Genomic DNA, 20,132 nt, shown 5'->3' on the forward strand with positions numbered 1-20,132 from the left:
GAACGACGTAGCGGCTACCACTTTTGCGTTTCCCCGCAAATCCCTTCGGAGCGGACAGTCCCAACCCTCAGCGGGACGGAGCACTGAGCCTAGACTGGAAATATTCTTCTCCCCACCGTAGCCACATCCAAAAGAACTCCATAAAAAAACCGCTAATCTCATCCTAAGTAGATTAGCGGTTCTATGTATCTAGAGCGAGTTATGGCAAACGCAATGTCTCTCCTGGCTTCAATGCCTTGCCTCTGATGTCTTTCTCAGCCAGCTCAGCTACGAACGCTTCCCCATCCTGTTTGATCGGTGGGAATGTATCGTAATGAATGGGCACAACAAAATCGGCTTGTACCCACTCGGCAGCCACGAGTGCATCCTCAGGTCCCATTGTGAACACGTCTCCAATTGGCAGGAACGCCAAATCGATGTTATGACGCTCTCCGATCAGCTTCATGTCACCGAACAGTCCTGTATCCCCTGCATGATAGATCGTTTTTCCACCCAGCTCGATCACAAAGCCTCCTGGCATCCCCATGTACACGATTTGTTTCTCATCATCCAGCACGACACCAGAGCTGTGGAACGCTTGTGTCATTTTCACTTTTCCAAATGGAAGTTTTACAGAGCCTCCCAGATTCATCGAGATGGTCTTGACTCCCTGCCAGCTCAAATAGGTAGCCAGCTCATGGGTTGCAACGATTGTCGCATCGTTTTTCTTGGCCAATTCTACTGCATCCAAAATATGATCCAGGTGTCCGTGTGTCAAAAGGATGTACTGAACCGAGATGTCTTCCAGCTTGGTTGCTGCCACTGGGCTTCCTGAAATAAATGGATCAATCATGATCGAATGCCCTTCACTTGTTACCTGCACGGAAGAATGTCCGTGAAATCGAATGTCCAACATAGTGGTACCCCCTCTATTCGCAGCGTTTTTTCAGTCCCTTTTATGTTACCATGCCGCAGGGTGTAAAGAATAGGAAAGGCCGTCGATCACTCGACAGCCTGAGAAACAAATCCTACTTTTCTACAATCACAACTTAGCAATCGTCGCCGTCATGCTCTGTAACGGCAACAATTTTCGAATCACGAATAATGGTGCGGCGATTACCATTTCGCTCTTCCAAAATAATGGTGGTCGATTTTACTTGTACCAGACGACCGAAAAAAGTACCGTCTACAGTGGCAACCCTAACATTTTTGCCTTCGAATTTTTTTACTTGGTCTTTAAATGCCATGGTTAATCCCTCCTTCTCATGCATCCTATGAACATTTGGCATAGCCCTACTGAGCAAAAGCGGAGTCAAAGAGAAAATGTACTTGTACCCGTCCGTCATTTGTCCTCATTTTGCCCAACAACTTTGTCGACTGGTGACAAATTGACGCCAAACCAGTACGTTGCTTACGAACACTGTGAGATTTTGTCGCACGATTCCAAAAGGAAAACCTTTTTCACGTACAGAAACGGTATAGCAAGAGATGAGCGGACTTACGCCAGAGGAGGGATTTCCATGGGAGAGGTTATCGAGTTATTGGCACGGGAGAGAACATACAGTGGCAGAGATGTGGCAGGACTGTTAGGGATTGGGGCTAGCACCTTGCGCAAGTGGAGCATGCTCTTAGAACAGCACGGCTACTGGTTTTTGCGGGATAGCCAGAATCGTCGGGAGTATCGACAGGCAGATATTACGTGTCTTCAGCGGTTTTATAGCTTAACAAAGGATCAGCTCATTCCGCAAGATGAAGCTGCCCGAATGGTTGCTACGCAGAGCTCACCTGAACCCGCCCGAAAGGAAACGGCCGTTGCGGTTGCATTCCCTCCTGCCCCTGTTTCCTCACATCCGGCTTTGAACCATCCTGTTGTCCTCGAAGAGCTGGATGAAAAGCTACATGCCTTAGCTTCCCATGTCCAGCAACAAGACGCCGCCTACTTAGCGCTGTTAGCGCGTGTAGAAAAGCAGGAAGCCTATATTACCAACAATCTGAAGGAACGAGATCGCCGCTTGACCAAGGCGATGAATGACATTATGGATGCCAAAATCGAGTTGGCAAAGATCAAGGATGCGAGTAGAAAAACTTCCTTTTGGCAAAAGCTGATTCGTCTGTACTAGTTGGGCTGCCACTAGCTATAAAGAAAAAAGTTATCCCCTATTACACCATGGTGGAATAAGGAATAACTGGTCTTTTTACTCGTTGTCTTGAAACAACCCTTCTGGTATTTTAGCATCCCAATTTTCAGGCAATTCCAACCGAAGCGCATGGGCTACTACGGCGGCAGTGTCTATGTTTCCTACCTCTGAGAGCTCTGTACCAGGCGTGATGGAGCCACCTTTTGCCGCCCAGAATATCGTCTGTTCTCCCGGTGAAGAACCCCCATGCCCTGTTCCTTTCCCACCGTGGTCAGTCGTAACGATAATCAGGCTATCCTCCATCAGTCCTTCCTCTTCTAGTGCCTCGAGGATATTCCCTACATACTCATCTGCTTTTTGGAGCTTTTTATAAAATGCCGGTGTGAAATAGCCTTGATTATGGCCAGCACCGTCCACTTCATCTAAATGAACGAAAATGTTACGAGTATTTTCACCCTCTTTTTTGATATAATCGACTACTTTTTTCGCAGTCTCTTCATCCGACTTGCTATTTTGCTTGTAAGAACCTGCTGAATCTTCAATGATACCGATATTGATCGGGCCCCATGTAGCGAAGGAAGCTTGCTGGAGCTTAGGACGCTCTTGTTTCAACAGCTTCAAATAGGAAGGATACTCGTTTTTCTCCGGATAAGGAGTAGCCGCTACGCTATCGTTAGTCAATTGATGCTTGTCAGGAGTGACGCCGTGCAGGATAGATCCCCAGTTTTGCGCACTGATCGTGGGCAGCTCTGCTTTCGCTTCAAATGTTCCAGCACCTTCTTCGATCAGTTTCAAGATATTCGTCGCTTTTGCTTCCGGATCTTTGACTGCATTCCCTGCACCATCGATGCCGATAACCACGACACGTCTGTAAAGGAAATCGTTCTGATAAGGAGCCAGCTTTTCTTTCATCATCTCCACATCGGCTTTGTCCACTTTCTTGTCATTGTTAATATCCGCATGTTGCGCTTTTTCCCAACGCCGATCACCGAAGCGGCTTTTCTGGTTGTCCATGATGACGTTCAAATCTTCCTCGGTTATGAGACCGTCTCCCGATACGTCAATCGAATTCGTAACGGTTACTTCCGCTTTCGCTGTTTTGCTTCCATCGACAGTTTTCACTGTGATTTTTGCTTTGCCCGGCTTGCCTGCTACAACAGTTGGGCGTCCATTGATCATTTCGACCTTCGCGACCTCTTTGTTGTTGGAACTCCATCTGACATCCTGATCGGACGCTTCTTTCGGAGAAATCTCGACTGTAAGAGGCATCGTTGCTCCAGCTTTCAATTTGAGCTCCTTCTGATCCAATGAAACGCTCTTCACTGGAAGTTTCGGAGCACTTGCGTAACTATCAGCTACTTCTTTATCTGTAACGGTGCGACTCAGAATCTGCAACTGGTCCAGCTGCACGTCATAGCGGTTTCCAAAATGGTTTCCAGCGCCATCTACTCCAATCTTGGTAGTAAAGCTAGTGTCGATTGTTCCCTTGGATTGGCTGATATCGATTGTTTTTGCTACCTTACCGTCGACGTAGATCGTTGCCAGTTCATCCCGATCATGAGAAACGACGACATAGTGCCATGCATTATCCGCAATGTTTGGAATCGTTGCATCGAGACGGGAGCTATCGGATGTGCGCCAATTCCACTTTAACGTAGACCCTTGCAATCCGATGAACCACCCCACGTTACCACCGCTTGACCAGTTTTTATTGGAGATAATGCCAGGATCAGCATCAACGCCAGGAGATTTCACCCAGAAGGCAATGGTGAAATCTTGTGTTTCCCCAAACTTCATCTCGTCATTTTCACCTAAATCTATCCAGGTTGCATTGTCTTTTGAAGTCGACTGGAAATGAATGGATTTCCCCAATCCTGCACGTCCTTCCACGAACGTTGGTGTTCCGGACACTTGCACAGGATGATGAGATTCTGAGCTATCCTCTATGCTATTTTCAAACAGGAAACGATAGAGTTGCTTTTCAGATGAGAGTTCTTTTGCCTCCTTTGCTGCGGCATAAACTGACGAATTCAGAAATGGAGCTTGTACGATGACTCCACCGGTAACGAGAGTTGTAGCTGTTAAAAGCGCAGCAATTCCTTTTGGGTTCAGGATTTTTTTCATGGTGTCTCTCCTCCTCGGATCTCAATTCATTTTCTTTTCATCGTCTTGATTTTGCTTCATCACTTGTTTACGTAATGATCTAGCCTCCCTTTTCTGTCCCGATCCCTATCACTTAGAAAGAATCCAGATCTGTTTGCATTCATTTTATAGCTGCATTGTTGAGGGTTTATTAAAATCAAAAGAAAAAACAATGAATTCCAGGTTAAATACACAAATCCTCAACCTTAAACACAACTAAATACACTTTACGTACCACAACTTGAGTCCCAGATTAGAGATAAACGTAAAAAAGCAGCTTGCCGCATTGACAAGCTGCCTTACTTTTGGATTAGTTTACGCCATTTTTCATTTTGCCTATTCCATCACGATTTTTCTTGCCGCGTTGACGAACATTTTGACGCCGACTTCGAGTGCATCCTCGTCGATTGTAAAACGTGGATGATGGTGCGGATATGTGATGCCTTTTTCTTTGTTTCCGGCAGCGATGTAGAAGAAGCAGCCTGGCGCTTTTTGCTGGAAGGCCGAGAAATCCTCGCCACCCATGGTTGGGCGCATATGCTCTACCCATTCTGCTCCCAGTGATTCCTCCACGACCTCTTCCATCCATTTCGTCACTTCGGCATCGTTGATAACTGGGCGATAGCCAAATTCGTATTTGAACTTATATTCCGCGCCATGTGCTTCTGTAATGCCTTTGATCACGCGTTCCATGAGTCCTGGAACAGACTCGCGCAAATTTTTGTCAAAGCTGCGGACTGTCCCGCAAATCTCTACCGTACCCGGAATGACGTTATGTGTCGTTCCCCCCACAAATTGCGTGACAGAGAGAACCAGATTATCGAGCGGATCGGCATTGCGGGATACGATGTGCTGGAGATTGGTCACCACTTGTGCCGCAATTGCGATGCTGTCGATCGTTTCATGTGGAAGCGCCGCATGCCCGCCTTTTCCAAGAACAGTGATCCAGAATGTATCAGGAGCGGCCATCATTGGACCTGGGCAGATACCTACTGTCCCAAACTCCATCGTCGACCACAGATGCGTACCAATTACCATGTCTACGCCGTCCATAACGCCTGCCTGTACCATTTCCTCCGCTCCGCCTGGGTATACTTCCTCTGCATGCTGAAAGAAGAAACGAACCTCTCCCTTGATCTGATCCTTCATCCCAGACAGTAGCTTTGCCGTTCCTAGCAGCATGGACGTGTGACCGTCGTGTCCGCATGCGTGCATGACACCAGGATTTTTCGATACGAATTCAAACGTATTCTCTTCCGTAATCGGCAATGCGTCCATGTCAGCGCGCATGGCGAGCACTTTCCCAGGCTGGGAACCGATCAATCTGGCCATCACACTGTTTTTCGTCGGTCTGGATATTTCCAGATTGCCAAAAGAAAGAAGTGTCTCGTATACAAACTGTGCAGTTTTTTCCTCATGGAAGGATAATTCAGGATTCTCGTGCAAATACCGTCTCCATGCGATTACCTGATCCTTGATTTCTTCGACCGCCTTATTAAGCGTTACCACTGCTGTTGCTGTCATGCCGCTCTCCTCCTGATTTACGTGGCTCCCCCACTTACTATTTCTTATGCCTATTTTGCTAAGGATAAAACGGTGCGGTACAGTACTTGTGCGCCGTTCGCACAATCCTCTTTTGTCGTGAACTCTGCCGGGTTGTGGCTAATGCCATCCTTGGACCTGGCGAAAATCATGCCAACCGGGCACAGCCCAACGAGCTGCATGCAATCATGCCCTGCGCCACTCGGCAGTCTAAATGCTTCCAAGCCTTCTGCCTCACACGCTTCGGCTACAGCATGCTGGATATCGTCCGAGCATACAGCAGGAGCTATGCGTTGCAGTAGCTCTACCTTCAACGTCACATTGCGCTTTGCACAGATCGCTTCTGCCCGTTCGTAAATGCGCTGTTCCACTTCATCGCGGATCGCTTCATCCACATCGCGCAAATCAAGCGAAAACTCGACTCGTCCCGGAATGACATTCACCCCGCCCGGGAAAGCTTGCAGCCTTCCAACCGTCCCTACACTGGTCCCTGTCCGTCCGGCTTCTTCCTCGATGACAAGCATCACTTGAGCGGCTGCTGCCATCGGATCACGGCGCAAATTCATCGGCGTTGCCCCGGCATGACCGGCTTCTCCCTCCAACACGAAATTCAACCAGAGCGGGCCCGCCACTCCTGTCACGATCCCAACAGATAGCCCACGGCTCTCCAGTACCTTGCCTTGCTCGATATGTAGCTCCACATACGCTTTCACACTTCCAGGCGTTCTCGCGGCGAGACTGGTGCGGTCCGGATCAAGCCCCGTTTGCCGCATTGCTTCGGCAATCGTGACCCCATTCTTGTCTGCTTGTTCCAGCTCGTCACGCTTGATCAGACCCGCGATACCACGACTGCCGATCATCCCGTAACCAAAACGCGTTCCTTCTTCATCCGTGAACGCGATGACTTCGATCGGATGCTCTGTTTCGATTCCCTGTTCCTGCATCGTCTGTAAAACTTCTACCCCAGCCAGTACGCCAAGGGGACCGTCATAATCGCCGCCATTTGGTACGGAGTCGATATGCGAGCCAACCAAAACGACAGGAGCGGCTGGATTTTTCCCTTCTTTTCGGCCAATCAAGTTCCCTACCTCATCTTCGCGAACGGTGAGACCCGCTTCCTTCATAAAGCCTGTGACGAGATCTTTTGCCGCCCGTTCCTCAGGCGTAAAAGACAACCGCGTAATGCCGCCCGCCTCTTGCTTCCCAATGTTGCCAAGCTGTCCCAATCGATCCCACAATCGATCCGAATTGATCATGACGCGTCACTCCCTCTTCTATGTAGAGCCAATAACGGTTGATTAACGGTTATGTCCTTAATTGTATAATAGTCTGTCTATTTTGAAAAGGAGGCATAACTCGTCAAGAAGTGCCACAAACCTCAACATTCTTCTACGTTATAATTGATTTCCTCCAAAGCCTCTGCGGCAGCTTGCCTGATATCTTCAGTAGTGGAATGTAAGTACGGCTCGATTACTTTTATAAATTTCCGGTTTTTTGAACAACCAAGAATGCTTAATGCATAATCAAGGATAGCGTCGTCTAGCGTTGGCAGAACGTTCGCTAATGGATCCCATTCTACATTTCTTGCGACTCCTTGAAATGTTACGGCATTCATAAGTAGATGAAACAAGCTTTCCTTTACTTCAAAGTCCTCTTCTGCAATCGCAAGTTCTAAGGCATACTGTGTAAATGCTATAACGTCCTGCCGATTAGGGTTTCCATACTCCAGCAAATCCCCCATATCACCCAACCTGAGATGTAAATCTTCCCTTCTATTTAGGAATAATCTTTTCAAATAAGTAACTTCGATCATGTTAATCTCCTATCAACCTTACTCAATTCCCCTTTCAAATGCCTAATCGTCCCTACTCGATCCTCTTCCTCTTGCTCATCAAACAAAAGCTGCTCTAGCAGTTCACATATATCTTCCAACCTACGCCGGATTTGATAGAATTCCAGGGCTTGTCGATTGACGACATAATTTGTATGTGTCTTCAGATAGGTAGCCATAAACTCCTCTAAAAACGGCTGATCTACCAAAAACATCAGATCTGCTTCAACCGGAGCCAGCTTCAATCCTTCCCAATCTATGAGAATGAGCTGTTGACCAGATTGTATTAGGTTCCAGTTGTGAATGTCCGTATGGCAGAGCTTCATTTCCACCTCACTGCCTCGCAATTTCTCGGCAATCATCTCCAAATCATTCATGCGAGTAGCCAGTATGCTGGCAAAAGGTTTGACGATTTCACTCACATCATCAGGCAGACGATGAATATCTTCGTTCAGCATTTCTCTAAACTGCTCGGCAAATGGGATGCGGAAATCTTCCTTAATCGCAGCCGTACTGACCGGGATTTCTTCCCCGTACAAATGCAACTGCGCGATGATTTCTGCTAGCTGGTGGACTTGCATCGTGCTTAATGCTTGGCTCCCAATGGTTTTCCCCTCCATATATTCAAACAGTTGATAAATGCCCATGTCGTCTTCATGTTTATACGCTGCATTTCTTGTCAACAGCGGCACTGGAAGTTTGCCTTGTAGTCCGGTCTGGCGTGATAGCCACTGGATAATGGGAACGTACTTATCGATCAGCGCTGTCCACTTGGGCGTAGATGCTCTGCTTTTTTCGTAGACCTTCAGGAAATAGGAATGCTGGTCGCTGATGACTTTATAAGCAAGTGCAGACCATCCTCCTTGTTGAGGGATAACATCAACAGCGTCAATATCATAATGGTGTTGCAATATAGTTTTGAAATGATCCATGAGCTACTCCTTTCTAACTCCATATTCACACGCGGTAAATTACCACTAACATACAAAAAATTGCCTTGCCCCACAAGGAGCAAGACAATTTTTAATAGTATGAAAATTGTTTCGCGTCACGAAATATCTCAGTAATTATTGCACGCCTACTGCATCATACGCAGCTTTTACTGATTTTACTTGTTGGGAATTAGCACCGAAAAGAGCTGTTGCGGATTGAATGGCTGCTTGTCGCATAGCGGAGAAATTAGAGTTTGGATTGAGGTAGTTTGTTAGGGCGTAGTAGTAGATTTTTGCTGTGTCATTGCGACCAATGCCTGTTACGGTTACACCGGTGTGTGTGCCACCCTCTGCGAGGAGATATGCTGCTTTGTTGTTGATACCGCTGTTCGTGTGTACGCCTCCGTTGTCATTTGGACCTGTGTATCGCTTGCTGTAGTGATCAGGATCACCAGCAACAGTTGGATCTTCGAGAGAGCGCAGTGCATCTCCAGGCGTTCCTGGCGTGTATACATCTTCACCCATGAGCCAATCGTCGTCGTCAATCATGGCCCCGAAGATATCAGAAATGGATTCGTTCAGTGCACCTGACTCGTATTGATAGATCAGATTGGCTGTTCGTTCTGTGACAGCATGAGTTAATTCATGAGCAACGACATCCAATCCAGCGGACAATGGGCGGAATACGCTTCCATCTCCATCCCCGTATACCATTTGCGTACCGTTCCAGAATGCGTTGTTATATCTGTTGCTGTAGTGGACTGTGGAGATCAATTTTGCACCATTGTTGTCAAAGCTGTTGCGGTTATGTGCGTTTTTGTAGTAATCGTAGGTTTTCTGTGCATACGCATGTGCGTCGACAAGCGCTCCATCTGTCCAATTGTTATCTGTGTCAGAACCAAGAGTACCTGGCAGGCTGGTTCTATTGCGTGCAGTGTACGTCTCAATTCCCTTGCCGCGAGTCGTGTCTTTCGCCGTGTAGTTGTTATTGCTTACTTTCGTTACTTCGAACGATTTGGTGTCACCCAGTACTCCTGTACCCGTTCCTGTAATCTCATGAAGCATATTGTATTTGTTAATGACTTCACCAGAATTTGCATCGATGAAATACTTCCAACGCCCTGGCAGCGGATCGAGGAAATTCAGTTCCACTTCGTAAGCCAAATACGATTCATCTTCGTGGATGTACACGTAGAGGTCCCCTTTTGGCTTTACTTCGAACTTCTCGATTTTTTCGTTAATCTCATCCTCCAAATCCTTGATGGCCTCTTTGACCGCCTTGTCTGCCTTGAGTTTTGGTTTTTCCGTCAGCGTATCATTATCTGACAGGTCAGGCGCGTAGTTTCCGAGGAATGCCGTTACATTTCCATCCTCGTTTACGTGAATCGTCTGCTGGTAACCATAGACCGGGATGCCCTCGTACATTTCTTGTACACGGTAGTGAGTCATGTCTGTCTCTTTGTCTGTCACTTCATCTAGCACTTTAAAGTGATCTTTCACATCTCCATCAATCCGGAAGGAGTCTTGATACTGCTCCAGGAATCCCCAAACTTTTTCTTCGCCATCCAGCTCTTCTGCTTCGAACTCTTCTCCGATAAATTCGGGGGTATCCCACTCAGCGCTATACACGATGCTTTCGGACGCGGCCTGCGTTGCCAACGGAAGGAATGTAGTGGTACCTAATGCGAAGCTGAGTGTTACTGCAAAAACCGATTTCTTCATACTTGTTAACTCCTCCTTGGAAAATATTGTTTTTTATGTAAGTTCATAGTTGTTTACATCTCTTATTATTTGTCATAAATGTGAATTTGAGAACAATTTTTTAACGACAAAAAAATCATTTCCTGAAAGAAATGATTAATTGGTAAATTTATTACAATTACGATTCCAAGATGATCCGATACACCTTGCGCGGTCTGCCCCGCGGGTGCGGATTTTCTTCTCGGATGACCTGCGCAAGGCCCTTTGACTCCAGCTCAATCAGTATGCGTCTGGCACTTCGTGGCAATATTTGTAGATGCGATGCCAATTCGTGGGCATGAATCTCCTGAGACCCGCGCTTTTTCAGGATGGATTCAAGCTTCGCCAGTGTCATGACGCTGAGTGAGGTAAGCTGGCTGAGCGCTTGCAGCTTCTCTGAGTCGTACCGATACGTGAGCTGTTCGTCTCTCCCGAGCGGCCCCACGACGCTTTTGTCATCGAAAAAGACCATCCAATTGCCGCTCCCTCGCTCTTTGGCGTGTAAGAGGGCCGCGCCACCGTGGATTTCTGCTTCATAAGCGGTCTTGCCAATCCCGATCCCGCATGTTACCAGATCAGCACGAATGTCGAACATCTCATCCAAGTCGGGAATTGTCGAATAATCACGAGTAACTTCTTGCAAATTCCCCCGCGTTGTAAAAATAACGTAGCGTCCGGGACCCGCTGTCTTCAATGAGCCCTGCAAATGCTTTGCGTAACGCAACAGCTTTTCCATCGTCTTGATCTCGGCATTTTGCCATTCATCTGTAGAAAAATTGCCACCAGCAAGTTCGCGAAAGGGATCAATCTCCATCATCTGTACGGCAATCTGGGTATCTTTGAAATGAAGCATTTCGTTTGTTCGCAAGAGCATGTGAATGACTGAATTCACGCCTGCACGTGTCGGCACGACACGATGTACAGGGACACCTCTGCGTGTCAGCTCTAACTCTGCTGTCCGCAAGCAGGTGACAGCCACCTTTGTCTTGCCTGCTTTCCAGAGCTGTTCGTGGTAATCCGCCAGTTCATCGGCTGAAATCGCTCCCTCGTAATGTTTGAGCCACTTGTAGCCGCCAGCGATGCCCGCTTCGTCCATAAAATGCTCCAGTTCTTCTGGTGAAAATGTATCAAAGCTCACTTCGTCCACCCGGACTCCCCATTGATGGGACAGATGAAGCAAGGTTCTGTACAAACTCGCACCGAGATGAGGCACATACGCCATCGGCACTTGAACCTTGCCTGACTCGCTCACCATGGCATAAGGGACCTGTCCGGAGAAAAGCCACATATCTACCTCATCCACATGTGGCATGACCAGATCAAGGATTTCCTCCTCTTTCCAATAGACAATCGGCAAGTATTCAATTTCAGGAAACTCTCGCATGACTGATTCGATGATGGCAAGTGAATCATCCGCGCCTATTACGCCTAGTCGCAGCTTCAACAAAACTCCCTCTTTCACACCAATCTCTTCCTACTAGGATAGCATACTCCCTTTCTTTTTCTCATCGGGGGATCATTTTACCTGCTGCCTCCCCAATCCGGTGTGCCACGTACAAAACAGGTATGATCAAAAAGCTGTAAGGCAATGTACTCCATAGTAACGTCCACGTCACAAGGCCAGCCTCAAGCAATCGATCATATGTATATAAACTATACGGCAAAACGAATAGCACAGCCGTTACCACACCAGGTGTGTACGTGCGAAGGACAACGGTATGACCAACATGTATGAACACATGGAGAAACATCACATGCAGACAAACCAGGAAAAACGGAAGGTACGTTCCAGACGAAAGTGTCGTGACAGTCAGGATAACCGCTGCCGATAAAACCGCGAAAATACAAGAGACTGCGACGGCAAATTGCGCCGTGTTCATCGAAAGCGACGGCTCCAGCATCTTCATAAGCCGTTCTGGCACAGTCTGTCTGATGATGTCTTTCTTGGCTCGCACCCAACCTTCTACCATCACGATCTCCTCGAAATCATGAAACATGAAAACAACCAAAAACAGCCAAATCAGATGAGACAGCTCCAGCATGCAAGCACCCTCTTCCTATTCGTTTGTCTGCAAAATTCCATATGCCAAAAAAGATACCGCGGCATCTGCAAGCTGTTCCGCTGTTTTCTCGCCCGTCAGCAAATACCTCGTCGTCATCCGGTCTACGACTGCGATCATTGCCTCTGCCGCTACCTCCACAGACAACTCGACACGAACATGCCCAGCAGTCTGATTTTGTCGCAAGTTGACAGCAACAATGGAAGCCAGCTTACGATGCAGCTCTTCACCCTCTTCTGCCTGATACAACACAATCCGGGTCAAGTCAGGCTGCTCCTGAAAAAATTGGAACAAGGCGAGCAAGTTTTCCCGTACCTGATGGAAGACATCTGCCTTCGTCAAGGCCGTTACCTTTTGACCGCCGTTCGCCAATTCCCACAGCTTGGTGATGAATGTGTCCGTCAACTGCTGATACAGACCTTCCTTGCTGTCGAAATACTGGTAAAACGACGCCTGTGTCAAGCCTGCCGCTTTCACGATGTCACTCACCCGTGTACGATGAAAGCCTTTCGCCGCGAACTCAGAAGCTGCCGCCGTAAGCAACCGACTGCGACTCAACTCTCCTTTTGACAGTTTGTCATTGGTCATTTTTCCACCCCAAAAGTAACTCATCAGTTATGTAACTCTCGAGTTATTTTTACAACTTCTGGATTTCCTTGTCAAGACCTACTTGCTTTTTTATTCCACTCTATGTAAAATGTTTGCTCAAAGGGTATCATTTTATGGCAATGAGGAAGAAGAGTAGTCATTTTGCGAGACTTCAGAGAGCTGATGGTTGGTGCGAATCAGTGTTAAGGAAATGATGAATGGGCTTCCGAGCTCCAAACCGAACCCGCTACTCATGGCGGCAGTAGGCTTTGGCGTTACGTCCGTACGTTACAATGGACACCGTATCAAGCTGTCTTACACAGAAACGGTACGGATCAAAGAGATTTTGCGTATGGAGATTCCATGCGTGAAATAACAAGGGTGGCACCACGGTTCATTCGTCCCTGTCCAGGGCGGATGGACCTTTTTGTATTTCCAAAAACTCATATCTAACATTGAAAGGAGCAACTTCCCATGAAAACCATCTTTTCCGGCATTCAACCGAGCGGCATTATGACACTCGGCAACTACTTGGGCGCAATGAAGCACTTCGTTCCGCTTCAAGATCAGTTCAACTGCTTTTACTGCATCGTAGACCAGCATGCGATCACCGTTCCACAAGAGCCTGCTGTCCTGCGCGAGAACATCCGTCGTCTCGCAGCTCTCTATTTGTCCGTTGGCCTCGATCCGAACAAAATGACGCTGTTCGTCCAATCCGAAGTACCGGCCCATGCCAAGCTCGGCTGGATCATGCTGTGTACCTCTTACCTGGGTGAATTGGAGCGTATGACTCAATTCAAGGACAAATCCGATGGACGCGGCGAATCCATTCCAGGCGGTCTGCTGGCTTATCCTCCATTGATGGCTGCTGATATTTTGCTGTACGGCACTGATTTCGTTCCTGTGGGCGAGGATCAGAAGCAGCATCTGGAGCTGACTCGTGATTTAGCCGCCCGTTTTAACAACCGTTATGGCGACATTTTCACCATTCCAGAGGTTCGCCTGCCGGAGACTGGCGCACGCATCATGTCTATTGCTGAAGGCACCAAGAAAATGAGCAAATCCGATCCAAACCAAGGCGCCTTCATCTCCATGCTGGATGATGCAGACACCATCACGAAAAAAATCAAGCGCGCGCAAACGGATTCCGACAGCGTTGTGCGTTATGACAAAGCAGAGAAGCCTGCTGTCTCTAACCTCATGACCATCTACTCCCTCTGCTCTGGAAAAACGCTGGATGAGATTGAAACGATGTACGAGGGCAAAGGCTACGGCGCATTCAAAACCGAACTGGCAGAGGTTGTTGTAGAAACGCTCCGTCCGATACAAGAACGCTTTGAGCAGCTGTTCCACTCCTCTGAGCTGGATGATATCCTGACGGCCGGGGCAGAAAAAGCGAATAAAGTCGCAAACGAGATGTTATACAAAGTTGAAAAAGCGATGGGGATGGCACGCATCTAATCCATTTCCACAACAAAAAAACGGGCTGGGAAGCTTTCTCCCAACCCGTTTTCTTTTCGTTAATTGCTCTTAACCGTGACAGTTACCTTGGCTGTTTTGCCAGCGTAGCTGATCGTGATGGTCACTCTTGTCCTTGGTTTGGCATCATCCAAGACAAGAATACGTCCAGATTCATCAACCTCTACCAGTTCGGGCTTGCTGGATGTGAACTCGATACCCTCCGCTTCAGTAACGTCTTCTTCTGCATCATTACCAAGAATCGCCATTACCTTGAGCTGGGCTTCCTCCCCTTGGGCTAGCTTGAGAGATTTCGGCTCGATCTCGATCCTTTTCAAGGCACTCTCCCCAACGACATAAGAGGCCGCGGTCGTTACTGAAAAGATCCCTAGATCGTCTTCTTTTGTCACCTGAATCGCTTTACCCTTGAGTCCAATTGCTGGTCTCCACATATTGCTCTTGTATGAGAAAGCTTGGAGCTTGGAGCTGGCGTCATCGGCGACTGGCAGACCCAGTGTAAAAGCTGTTTTACCGAAGCTCGTCACCTTTTTGCCGTTGCTCCACACTTGCAATTGATACGCTTCGCCAGGGTTCGGCACACCTTTCCACCCGTTCCCATTTTCTTCTGTCAGAGCGAGGGCAAACTTCCTTGCACGCTGAGCCGAAAAATATGCGCTTGGTACCTCTACCCATGCCTCGCTCTCCAAGGTTACGCGAATGCCCACCTCTTTTTCCTTTAATTGTTCAACGAGCTTCTGTTCCAGGGTCACCGTCGGATCAGCAGATTCTCCCTTGCGAGAACCCTTATCGCTCGCATCGTTATCGCCTTTTTTCACCTGAACGAACAGCACAGGTGCAAAGCCGATCTTTTCTTTCACGGACTCGACTGCTTTCATGAATTCCCCGAGTATCTCCAGAAGTTCATCTACTTGTTCATCATCTGCCTTGATCTCATCCCCATCATCTACGACGACAGTGCCAAGCTTTTTCAAAAGCTCTTCTGCCAGTGTACGGACATGCTTGGCTAGCTCTTTGGAAATATCCTTTTCATCGAGCGGCTCCAGTGCTGTTTTTGCCAAGCTCGTCAAGGAGGCAAGTGCCAAGCGGGCAATCTCTTCATCCTCGATGCCATCTTCAGTGAGCGGGTCAAATGCTTTGTCCAAAAAGCTCTTCGTCACATCTTGGAGTGTCTCTTCACTGATGGTTCTTCGCTCGGCCTGCTCGGCTACTGCCTCGAGTACGGTCTTGATTGTATCCGTGACCGTCTCCCATTTCTCAGTTGGCGTCCATTGCTTGGCATCCAGAAGTTTTTCCAGATGGCTGAGTACTTGATCCACCTGTCCTAAAATGGTTTTCTCCTCGCTGCTTGCAGAGATGACCTGAGCTGCTTGCTTGTTCAACTCCCGCTGCGAGTCCGGTGTCGGTGTTCTGTCCGGCGGTGTCACTGGCGGTGGAGAATCCGGCTTGGCTGGAACCTGCACGGTCAATGCTGTAGTTTCTGCTGTCGATTGATCGGACGCTCGTGTGACCTCCAAAACAAGGTCTACATTCGTCTGGCGATATGGCGGTGTAATTTTTCCGTCCAGCGCAATGACTGCTGGATCACTAGAAGACTTGATTGCGATAGTAAAGCCTGTAGGTACTTCTGGCAGCTTCAAGCGCGTCTCACCTGCTGCTGGCTGTGTGAGCTGCGTAATGCTTTCCGCCACTTCTTGTGCTGTTTTTTCCGGCGTGCCGCGATCCTTCAAGTCCAGCTGGACAAGGACAGGATTATGATCACTCACACGTCCCTCGTTCTCAGTCAAGCCAGCGTTGATGTGAACGATGTCAGCCTTCGTGTCATCCTCCAAATGGTTGCTGACCAAAATTTGATCCAAGACTTGAGAGTTCCCTTGGTACACGTACGTATACTGGTCACCCTTCGGCAGTTTCTCCACCATATTGGTCAAAACGCCATCTGCCAATTCCTGCACCGGGTTTGAAAACGGGAAATCATTGAGATCACCCAGCACCACAACATTTGCTTTTGCTTGTGCTGCATGAATTTCTTTTACAAAGCTATTTAACACACGGGCAATTTTCATGCGTTGTACTTCACTGACCAGCTGCGGCGGCTGATCTTTCCCAAACAGCGCTTGATCTCCACCCTTGGAGTTGAAATGGTTGGCAATGACAATGACTGGCTCGCCTTGGAAAACGAACTCCGCTGCCAGTGGCTTACGGCTCGAAGCAAACGCCGCGTTGGTCGGATCTACCCGTCCCGGATTGTGTGACAAATGCGCTACACCATCTCGTGTCTCGATTTGCACCGCATCAGTCGCACCTCCTCGCGTTCCTTCTGCCAGCTGTACCCGTCCTGGGTTGTAGAAGAAGCCGACACGGATGTTTCCTCCTGGCTGTCCACCATCCTGATTGTTCTGTGGCGCGATATCAATGTATCGGTAAGTCGGGCCATTTTTGTTTTCCATTGCTTTGATTAATGCCTCCGCAGATTGCGTAGCATCTGTTTGCCCATTGTCCGTTGGTCCATTATTATCCTGCATTTCCACCACACCGATAATATCCGGCGCCTTCATGTTATCCACGATCGTCTCGGCGATGCGGTTGATTTTGGCGGAATCGGTTTTTGCCGAAAAATTCTCGATGTTGTACGAAGCGATTGTCAGCTTATCTTCTTTTGGCGAAATACTTGTCACTGGCGGCTCATAATGGCTTGGCTGTACCGTAAATGACCGTGTATGGAACAGCTTGTAATTCGCAAAGCTGTAGTCAATGATGCCTACCAGCGGTCCGTCAAATTTGTCGCCGACTTTTACCTCTCCGGTAATCGATTCCAGTTTGTCCGATACCGTAATACGCTCAGGGTGAAAATCATTGGCCTCCAGCACGACTCCGCCACCTGGCGTACGCGGCTGACTCAGATGGGCTCGATCATCGATGACGACAAATTCCGTTGCGCGTGGATTGGTAAACGTCTTGGTTTCGCCAACCACGATTGGATTGTCGATTTGTACCAGCATGCCCTCGAGGCTTTCCCAGAAGTCGATGCCGTCTTGGTCTGGATCGAATTTGCCAAGACTGTCGTTGTCGATAATTCCTTTCGGATATTCGTAGTTGTCTTTGCCCAGGATGAGTGGTTCTGGGAGTGATTGACCTGGCTTGACAACTGCGTACGAGGTTGCATCAATTTGCGTCTGGGTGAGGTCTGTCCCCGCCCTGTTCGATGGTACGTATTCCTTGACAGTGCCGCTAACCGTTACTTCATCACCAGGGGCGACCGTTGCTTTTGGCTCGTAAACGTAAATGCCTTCAGAGGTAAAGGGGTCTGCGTCCGGTTGCGGATCTTGCATATAAAAGCCTTGTACATTGCTGCCGCTTCTAACGATAGCCGTTACGATTCCCGGAACATTGGTCACCGTTCCATCCGCCATCGGTGAACGGTGCGAGGCTCCTTGAATGTCATGGATACGAATGCTATCTTTTTGAATCACATAGCGGAAGGTCGCTAGATTGCTGTCTGTGTAACCATCCTTGACAGCTATGGCTGAAAGGGTCGTATCCGCATCAATCTGGATCGGTCCCGTATACTTGATGCTCCCTCTGCTCGGCGTTGAACCATCTACCGTATAGAAGATCGTAGCGTCAGCCATCGTCGTCGAGAGCGTGACTTTTGTTCCTTTTGTCACCATAGGACCAGCTGGGCTCGCTGTGACCATCGGGACTTTATTCTCGTCCTCGACGAGATCAGCCACAGTGCGCGGCACCAGCTTGTAAACATTGCGGTCGTAGTTCACCACGCCTGTTATAGCTGCATAGCTCTTGTTCGCTGGAAGCGTCAGAGAGGCATCCGGTCGAGACACAAACGTACCGTGCTGATCCTCTAGCGTGTAATTGCCACTTGATGCTGTTTTGACAGTAACCGCCTTCACAGTTACAAGCTTGCCTTCCAAAGCCTCTCCTGTAGCAGCTGCAAAATCAGTAGAAGTTACAACTTGCGGGCTAGGCACACCTGCTTGCTTTTGCACTATTTCCACGTTATCGGTGAGCGCTTCGAGTTGAGCAAGTCCATAATAATCACTCATTTTTCCGGTAGCTCGGATCTTGTCTCCCACCTCAATTTTGCCAGTCAGCCCTGGCGCACGAAGTACGAGTCCTGCCGTATCGTCTTGGAAATACACGTTGTTTTGGCCGCCCGCTTCAAACATCGCCGTCACCGTTCCGACGACAATCACATTCGTGCCTACCGGGGTGTTTCTTGCTTCAGCAATCGTAGTCGAACCTACGGCTGACTTGGTAACACTAACTTCCGGGCTCTCAAACGACTTGCCATATTCCCCAGCTGTTTGCTGCGTTACGAGAATATGATCCAACTGATCGATGTTTGGAATTGTAAAGGAAAATGACCCGTTGGCCTGTGCTGTTCCTGTTTCTTTGTTACTTAGCATCAGCGGTTGTTTTTGCGGATCGTATGCACGCAGGATCGCATTCCCTGCTGCCGCACCTGCTACTCCTCGCAGCTCGCCCACACCGTTCCATGCTTGCAGGCTGACTTTATCCTGAATCATAACTGGGCTGGCTACCGCTGGCCTCAGCTCGATGCTCGTGCTTTCCTTCTTGCTCCCTTCCGTTGCTGTAAGATAGACTCCCTGCGCATTAGGATCGGGGTTGGCAAAAGTCAGCTCGATCAGTCCAGACGCATCCGAATCTAGCTGGGCCAAAGGAGTGTCGCTACCTGTTCCTGTAGGCTGACTCGCATAAACCTTAATAGTTCGCCCCTGACCGACATAGCCGCGAATTGTTGATTGGATAGGATCAGTATGATCAAAAATAAGTTCTGTAGCGTTCAACTTATCGGTCACGTCTGTTGGTAGCGGCGGTTCTACTGGGCTTTGCGTGTTTTTTGGAGTAGGTGCCCCCGTGATAAAATCATTGCCGTTGTTATTCGTATCCCAGCCATTTCCTCCGTTCGGCACAATGCCGCGCTCGTCGCTAATGCGTTGGACGCTGGTCGTATTCGAGGGAGCGGGTGCTGGTGAGTTGCCCTCAGATGAATTGGCATCACCAAATCCAACCATATCAGCAACACCTGCTTGGGAGGATACATCTGTCCCAGTTAAAGGTGTTGTATGGCTGACGAGAGCGACTTTCCCTTTAGTACCTGACAAATCAGTCTTCCCAGTATCATCAGGAGAAGGGAGTTCTGTCCCTCCACCTTGTCCTGCTACTTGCTGAATCAAATAAAATCCATAGGGGGCAATGCTTCCAGTCAAATTAGTTGCCTGCCATTTCTCACCCGTAGCAGAAGCATACTGAACAGACCACCCTACAAGCGAAACAGCCTTGTCTGTCGGGTTATACAGTTCAATGAAGTCATTCTTGTAATGGGCACCAGAGTTTCCCCCACCCCCATACACCTCACTGATCACCACATGATCAGCCCGTGCAGCTTTTGCCTGTGGCATCCACCCGGTCGGTAAAACCGTTCCCATCATGACTGCAGCTAGTAACGCCAGCTTCGGCCATCGGGAAGCACTTCCTCTTTTTTTCACCATTTTTGCATCATTCCTCCTCACATCATTCCGAAGTAGCTACTATAAGATGGTAAACGTATAACCTGAATCTTATGTAAATTTGATGTAAAGTTTGTATAATCCTTCTAAACATGGAAAAACAAAAACCACCAAGCTTCATCGTCCTTGGCGGTTTTTCTGTGTTTTTGTCA

Annotated in this window: 14 protein-coding genes and 1 other annotated feature; of the genes, 2 read left to right on the top strand and 12 right to left on the bottom strand. The window is 48.4% G+C overall.

All coding sequences use genetic code 11. From position 1 onward, the window contains the following. Positions 1-199 precede the first annotated feature (199 nt). The gene (locus HPY31_RS18515) at positions 200-895 is read right to left on the bottom strand and encodes a metal-dependent hydrolase (protein WP_172141912.1); all 696 of its coding nucleotides are present in this window, start codon (positions 893-895) and stop codon (positions 200-202) included. A 133-nt stretch (positions 896-1,028) separates the two neighbouring features. Beyond that, the gene (locus HPY31_RS18520; protein ID WP_172141913.1) at positions 1,029-1,226 is read right to left on the bottom strand and encodes a hypothetical protein; all 198 of its coding nucleotides are present in this window, start codon (positions 1,224-1,226) and stop codon (positions 1,029-1,031) included. A gap of 273 nt (positions 1,227-1,499) precedes the next feature. On the opposite strand from HPY31_RS18520, the gene HPY31_RS18525 reads away from it, so the two are divergent. Further along, positions 1,500-2,099, top strand: coding sequence for a MerR family transcriptional regulator (locus HPY31_RS18525; protein WP_172141914.1), 600 nt, complete (start codon positions 1,500-1,502; stop codon positions 2,097-2,099). 75 nt (positions 2,100-2,174) lie between these two features. Here HPY31_RS18525 and HPY31_RS18530 read toward each other — a convergent pair whose 3' ends face one another. From HPY31_RS18530 to HPY31_RS18570, 9 genes are all read right to left on the bottom strand, one after another. Continuing rightward, the gene (locus tag HPY31_RS18530; protein ID WP_172141915.1) at positions 2,175-4,241 is read right to left on the bottom strand and encodes an alkaline phosphatase family protein; all 2,067 of its coding nucleotides are present in this window, start codon (positions 4,239-4,241) and stop codon (positions 2,175-2,177) included. A gap of 354 nt (positions 4,242-4,595) precedes the next feature. Next, the gene (locus tag HPY31_RS18535) at positions 4,596-5,783 is read right to left on the bottom strand and encodes a M20 family metallopeptidase (RefSeq protein WP_172141916.1); all 1,188 of its coding nucleotides are present in this window, start codon (positions 5,781-5,783) and stop codon (positions 4,596-4,598) included. Positions 5,784-5,833: 50 nt separating this feature from the next. After that, on the bottom strand, positions 5,834-7,057 hold the full coding sequence (locus HPY31_RS18540; RefSeq protein WP_172141917.1) for a Zn-dependent hydrolase: 1,224 nt from the start codon (positions 7,055-7,057) through the stop codon (positions 5,834-5,836). Positions 7,058-7,179: 122 nt separating this feature from the next. Further along, complete coding sequence (locus HPY31_RS18545) at positions 7,180-7,614, bottom strand: hypothetical protein (protein WP_172141918.1); 435 nt, start codon at positions 7,612-7,614, stop codon at positions 7,180-7,182. Then, positions 7,611-8,564, bottom strand: a complete 954-nt coding sequence (locus HPY31_RS18550; RefSeq protein WP_172141919.1) for an aminoglycoside phosphotransferase family protein — start codon at positions 8,562-8,564, stop codon at positions 7,611-7,613. The genes HPY31_RS18545 and HPY31_RS18550 overlap by 4 nt, the downstream gene beginning before the upstream one ends. A gap of 135 nt (positions 8,565-8,699) precedes the next feature. Further along, entirely contained in the window at positions 8,700-10,286 is a 1,587-nt protein-coding gene (locus HPY31_RS18555; RefSeq protein ID WP_172141920.1) for a M4 family metallopeptidase, read from the bottom strand. Positions 10,287-10,443: 157 nt separating this feature from the next. Further along, a complete protein-coding gene (locus HPY31_RS18560) occupies positions 10,444-11,766 on the bottom strand; it encodes a helix-turn-helix domain-containing protein (protein ID WP_371811738.1) in 1,323 nt (440 codons plus the stop codon). 43 nt (positions 11,767-11,809) lie between these two features. Next, a complete protein-coding gene (locus tag HPY31_RS18565; RefSeq protein WP_172141921.1) occupies positions 11,810-12,346 on the bottom strand; it encodes an HXXEE domain-containing protein in 537 nt (178 codons plus the stop codon). 15 nt (positions 12,347-12,361) lie between these two features. Next, a complete protein-coding gene (locus HPY31_RS18570; protein ID WP_172141922.1) occupies positions 12,362-12,976 on the bottom strand; it encodes a TetR/AcrR family transcriptional regulator in 615 nt (204 codons plus the stop codon). 107 nt (positions 12,977-13,083) lie between these two features. After that, positions 13,084-13,361 (top strand) — a binding site (T-box leader). Positions 13,362-13,426: 65 nt separating this feature from the next. On the opposite strand from HPY31_RS18570, the gene trpS reads away from it, so the two are divergent. Beyond that, positions 13,427-14,413 (top strand): tryptophan--tRNA ligase, encoded by a 987-nt coding sequence (trpS, locus tag HPY31_RS18575; RefSeq protein ID WP_172141923.1) that lies wholly within the window; start codon positions 13,427-13,429, stop codon positions 14,411-14,413. 59 nt (positions 14,414-14,472) lie between these two features. Here the strand turns inward: trpS and HPY31_RS18580 are convergent, their stop codons facing one another. Beyond that, entirely contained in the window at positions 14,473-19,962 is a 5,490-nt protein-coding gene (locus HPY31_RS18580; RefSeq protein ID WP_172141924.1) for a chitobiase/beta-hexosaminidase C-terminal domain-containing protein, read from the bottom strand. Between the last annotated feature and the right edge of the window lie 170 nt (positions 19,963-20,132).

It is taken from the genome of Brevibacillus sp. HB1.3, assembly GCF_013186635.1.
Taxonomy (GTDB): Bacteria; Bacillota; Bacilli; order Brevibacillales; family Brevibacillaceae; genus Brevibacillus; species Brevibacillus brevis_D.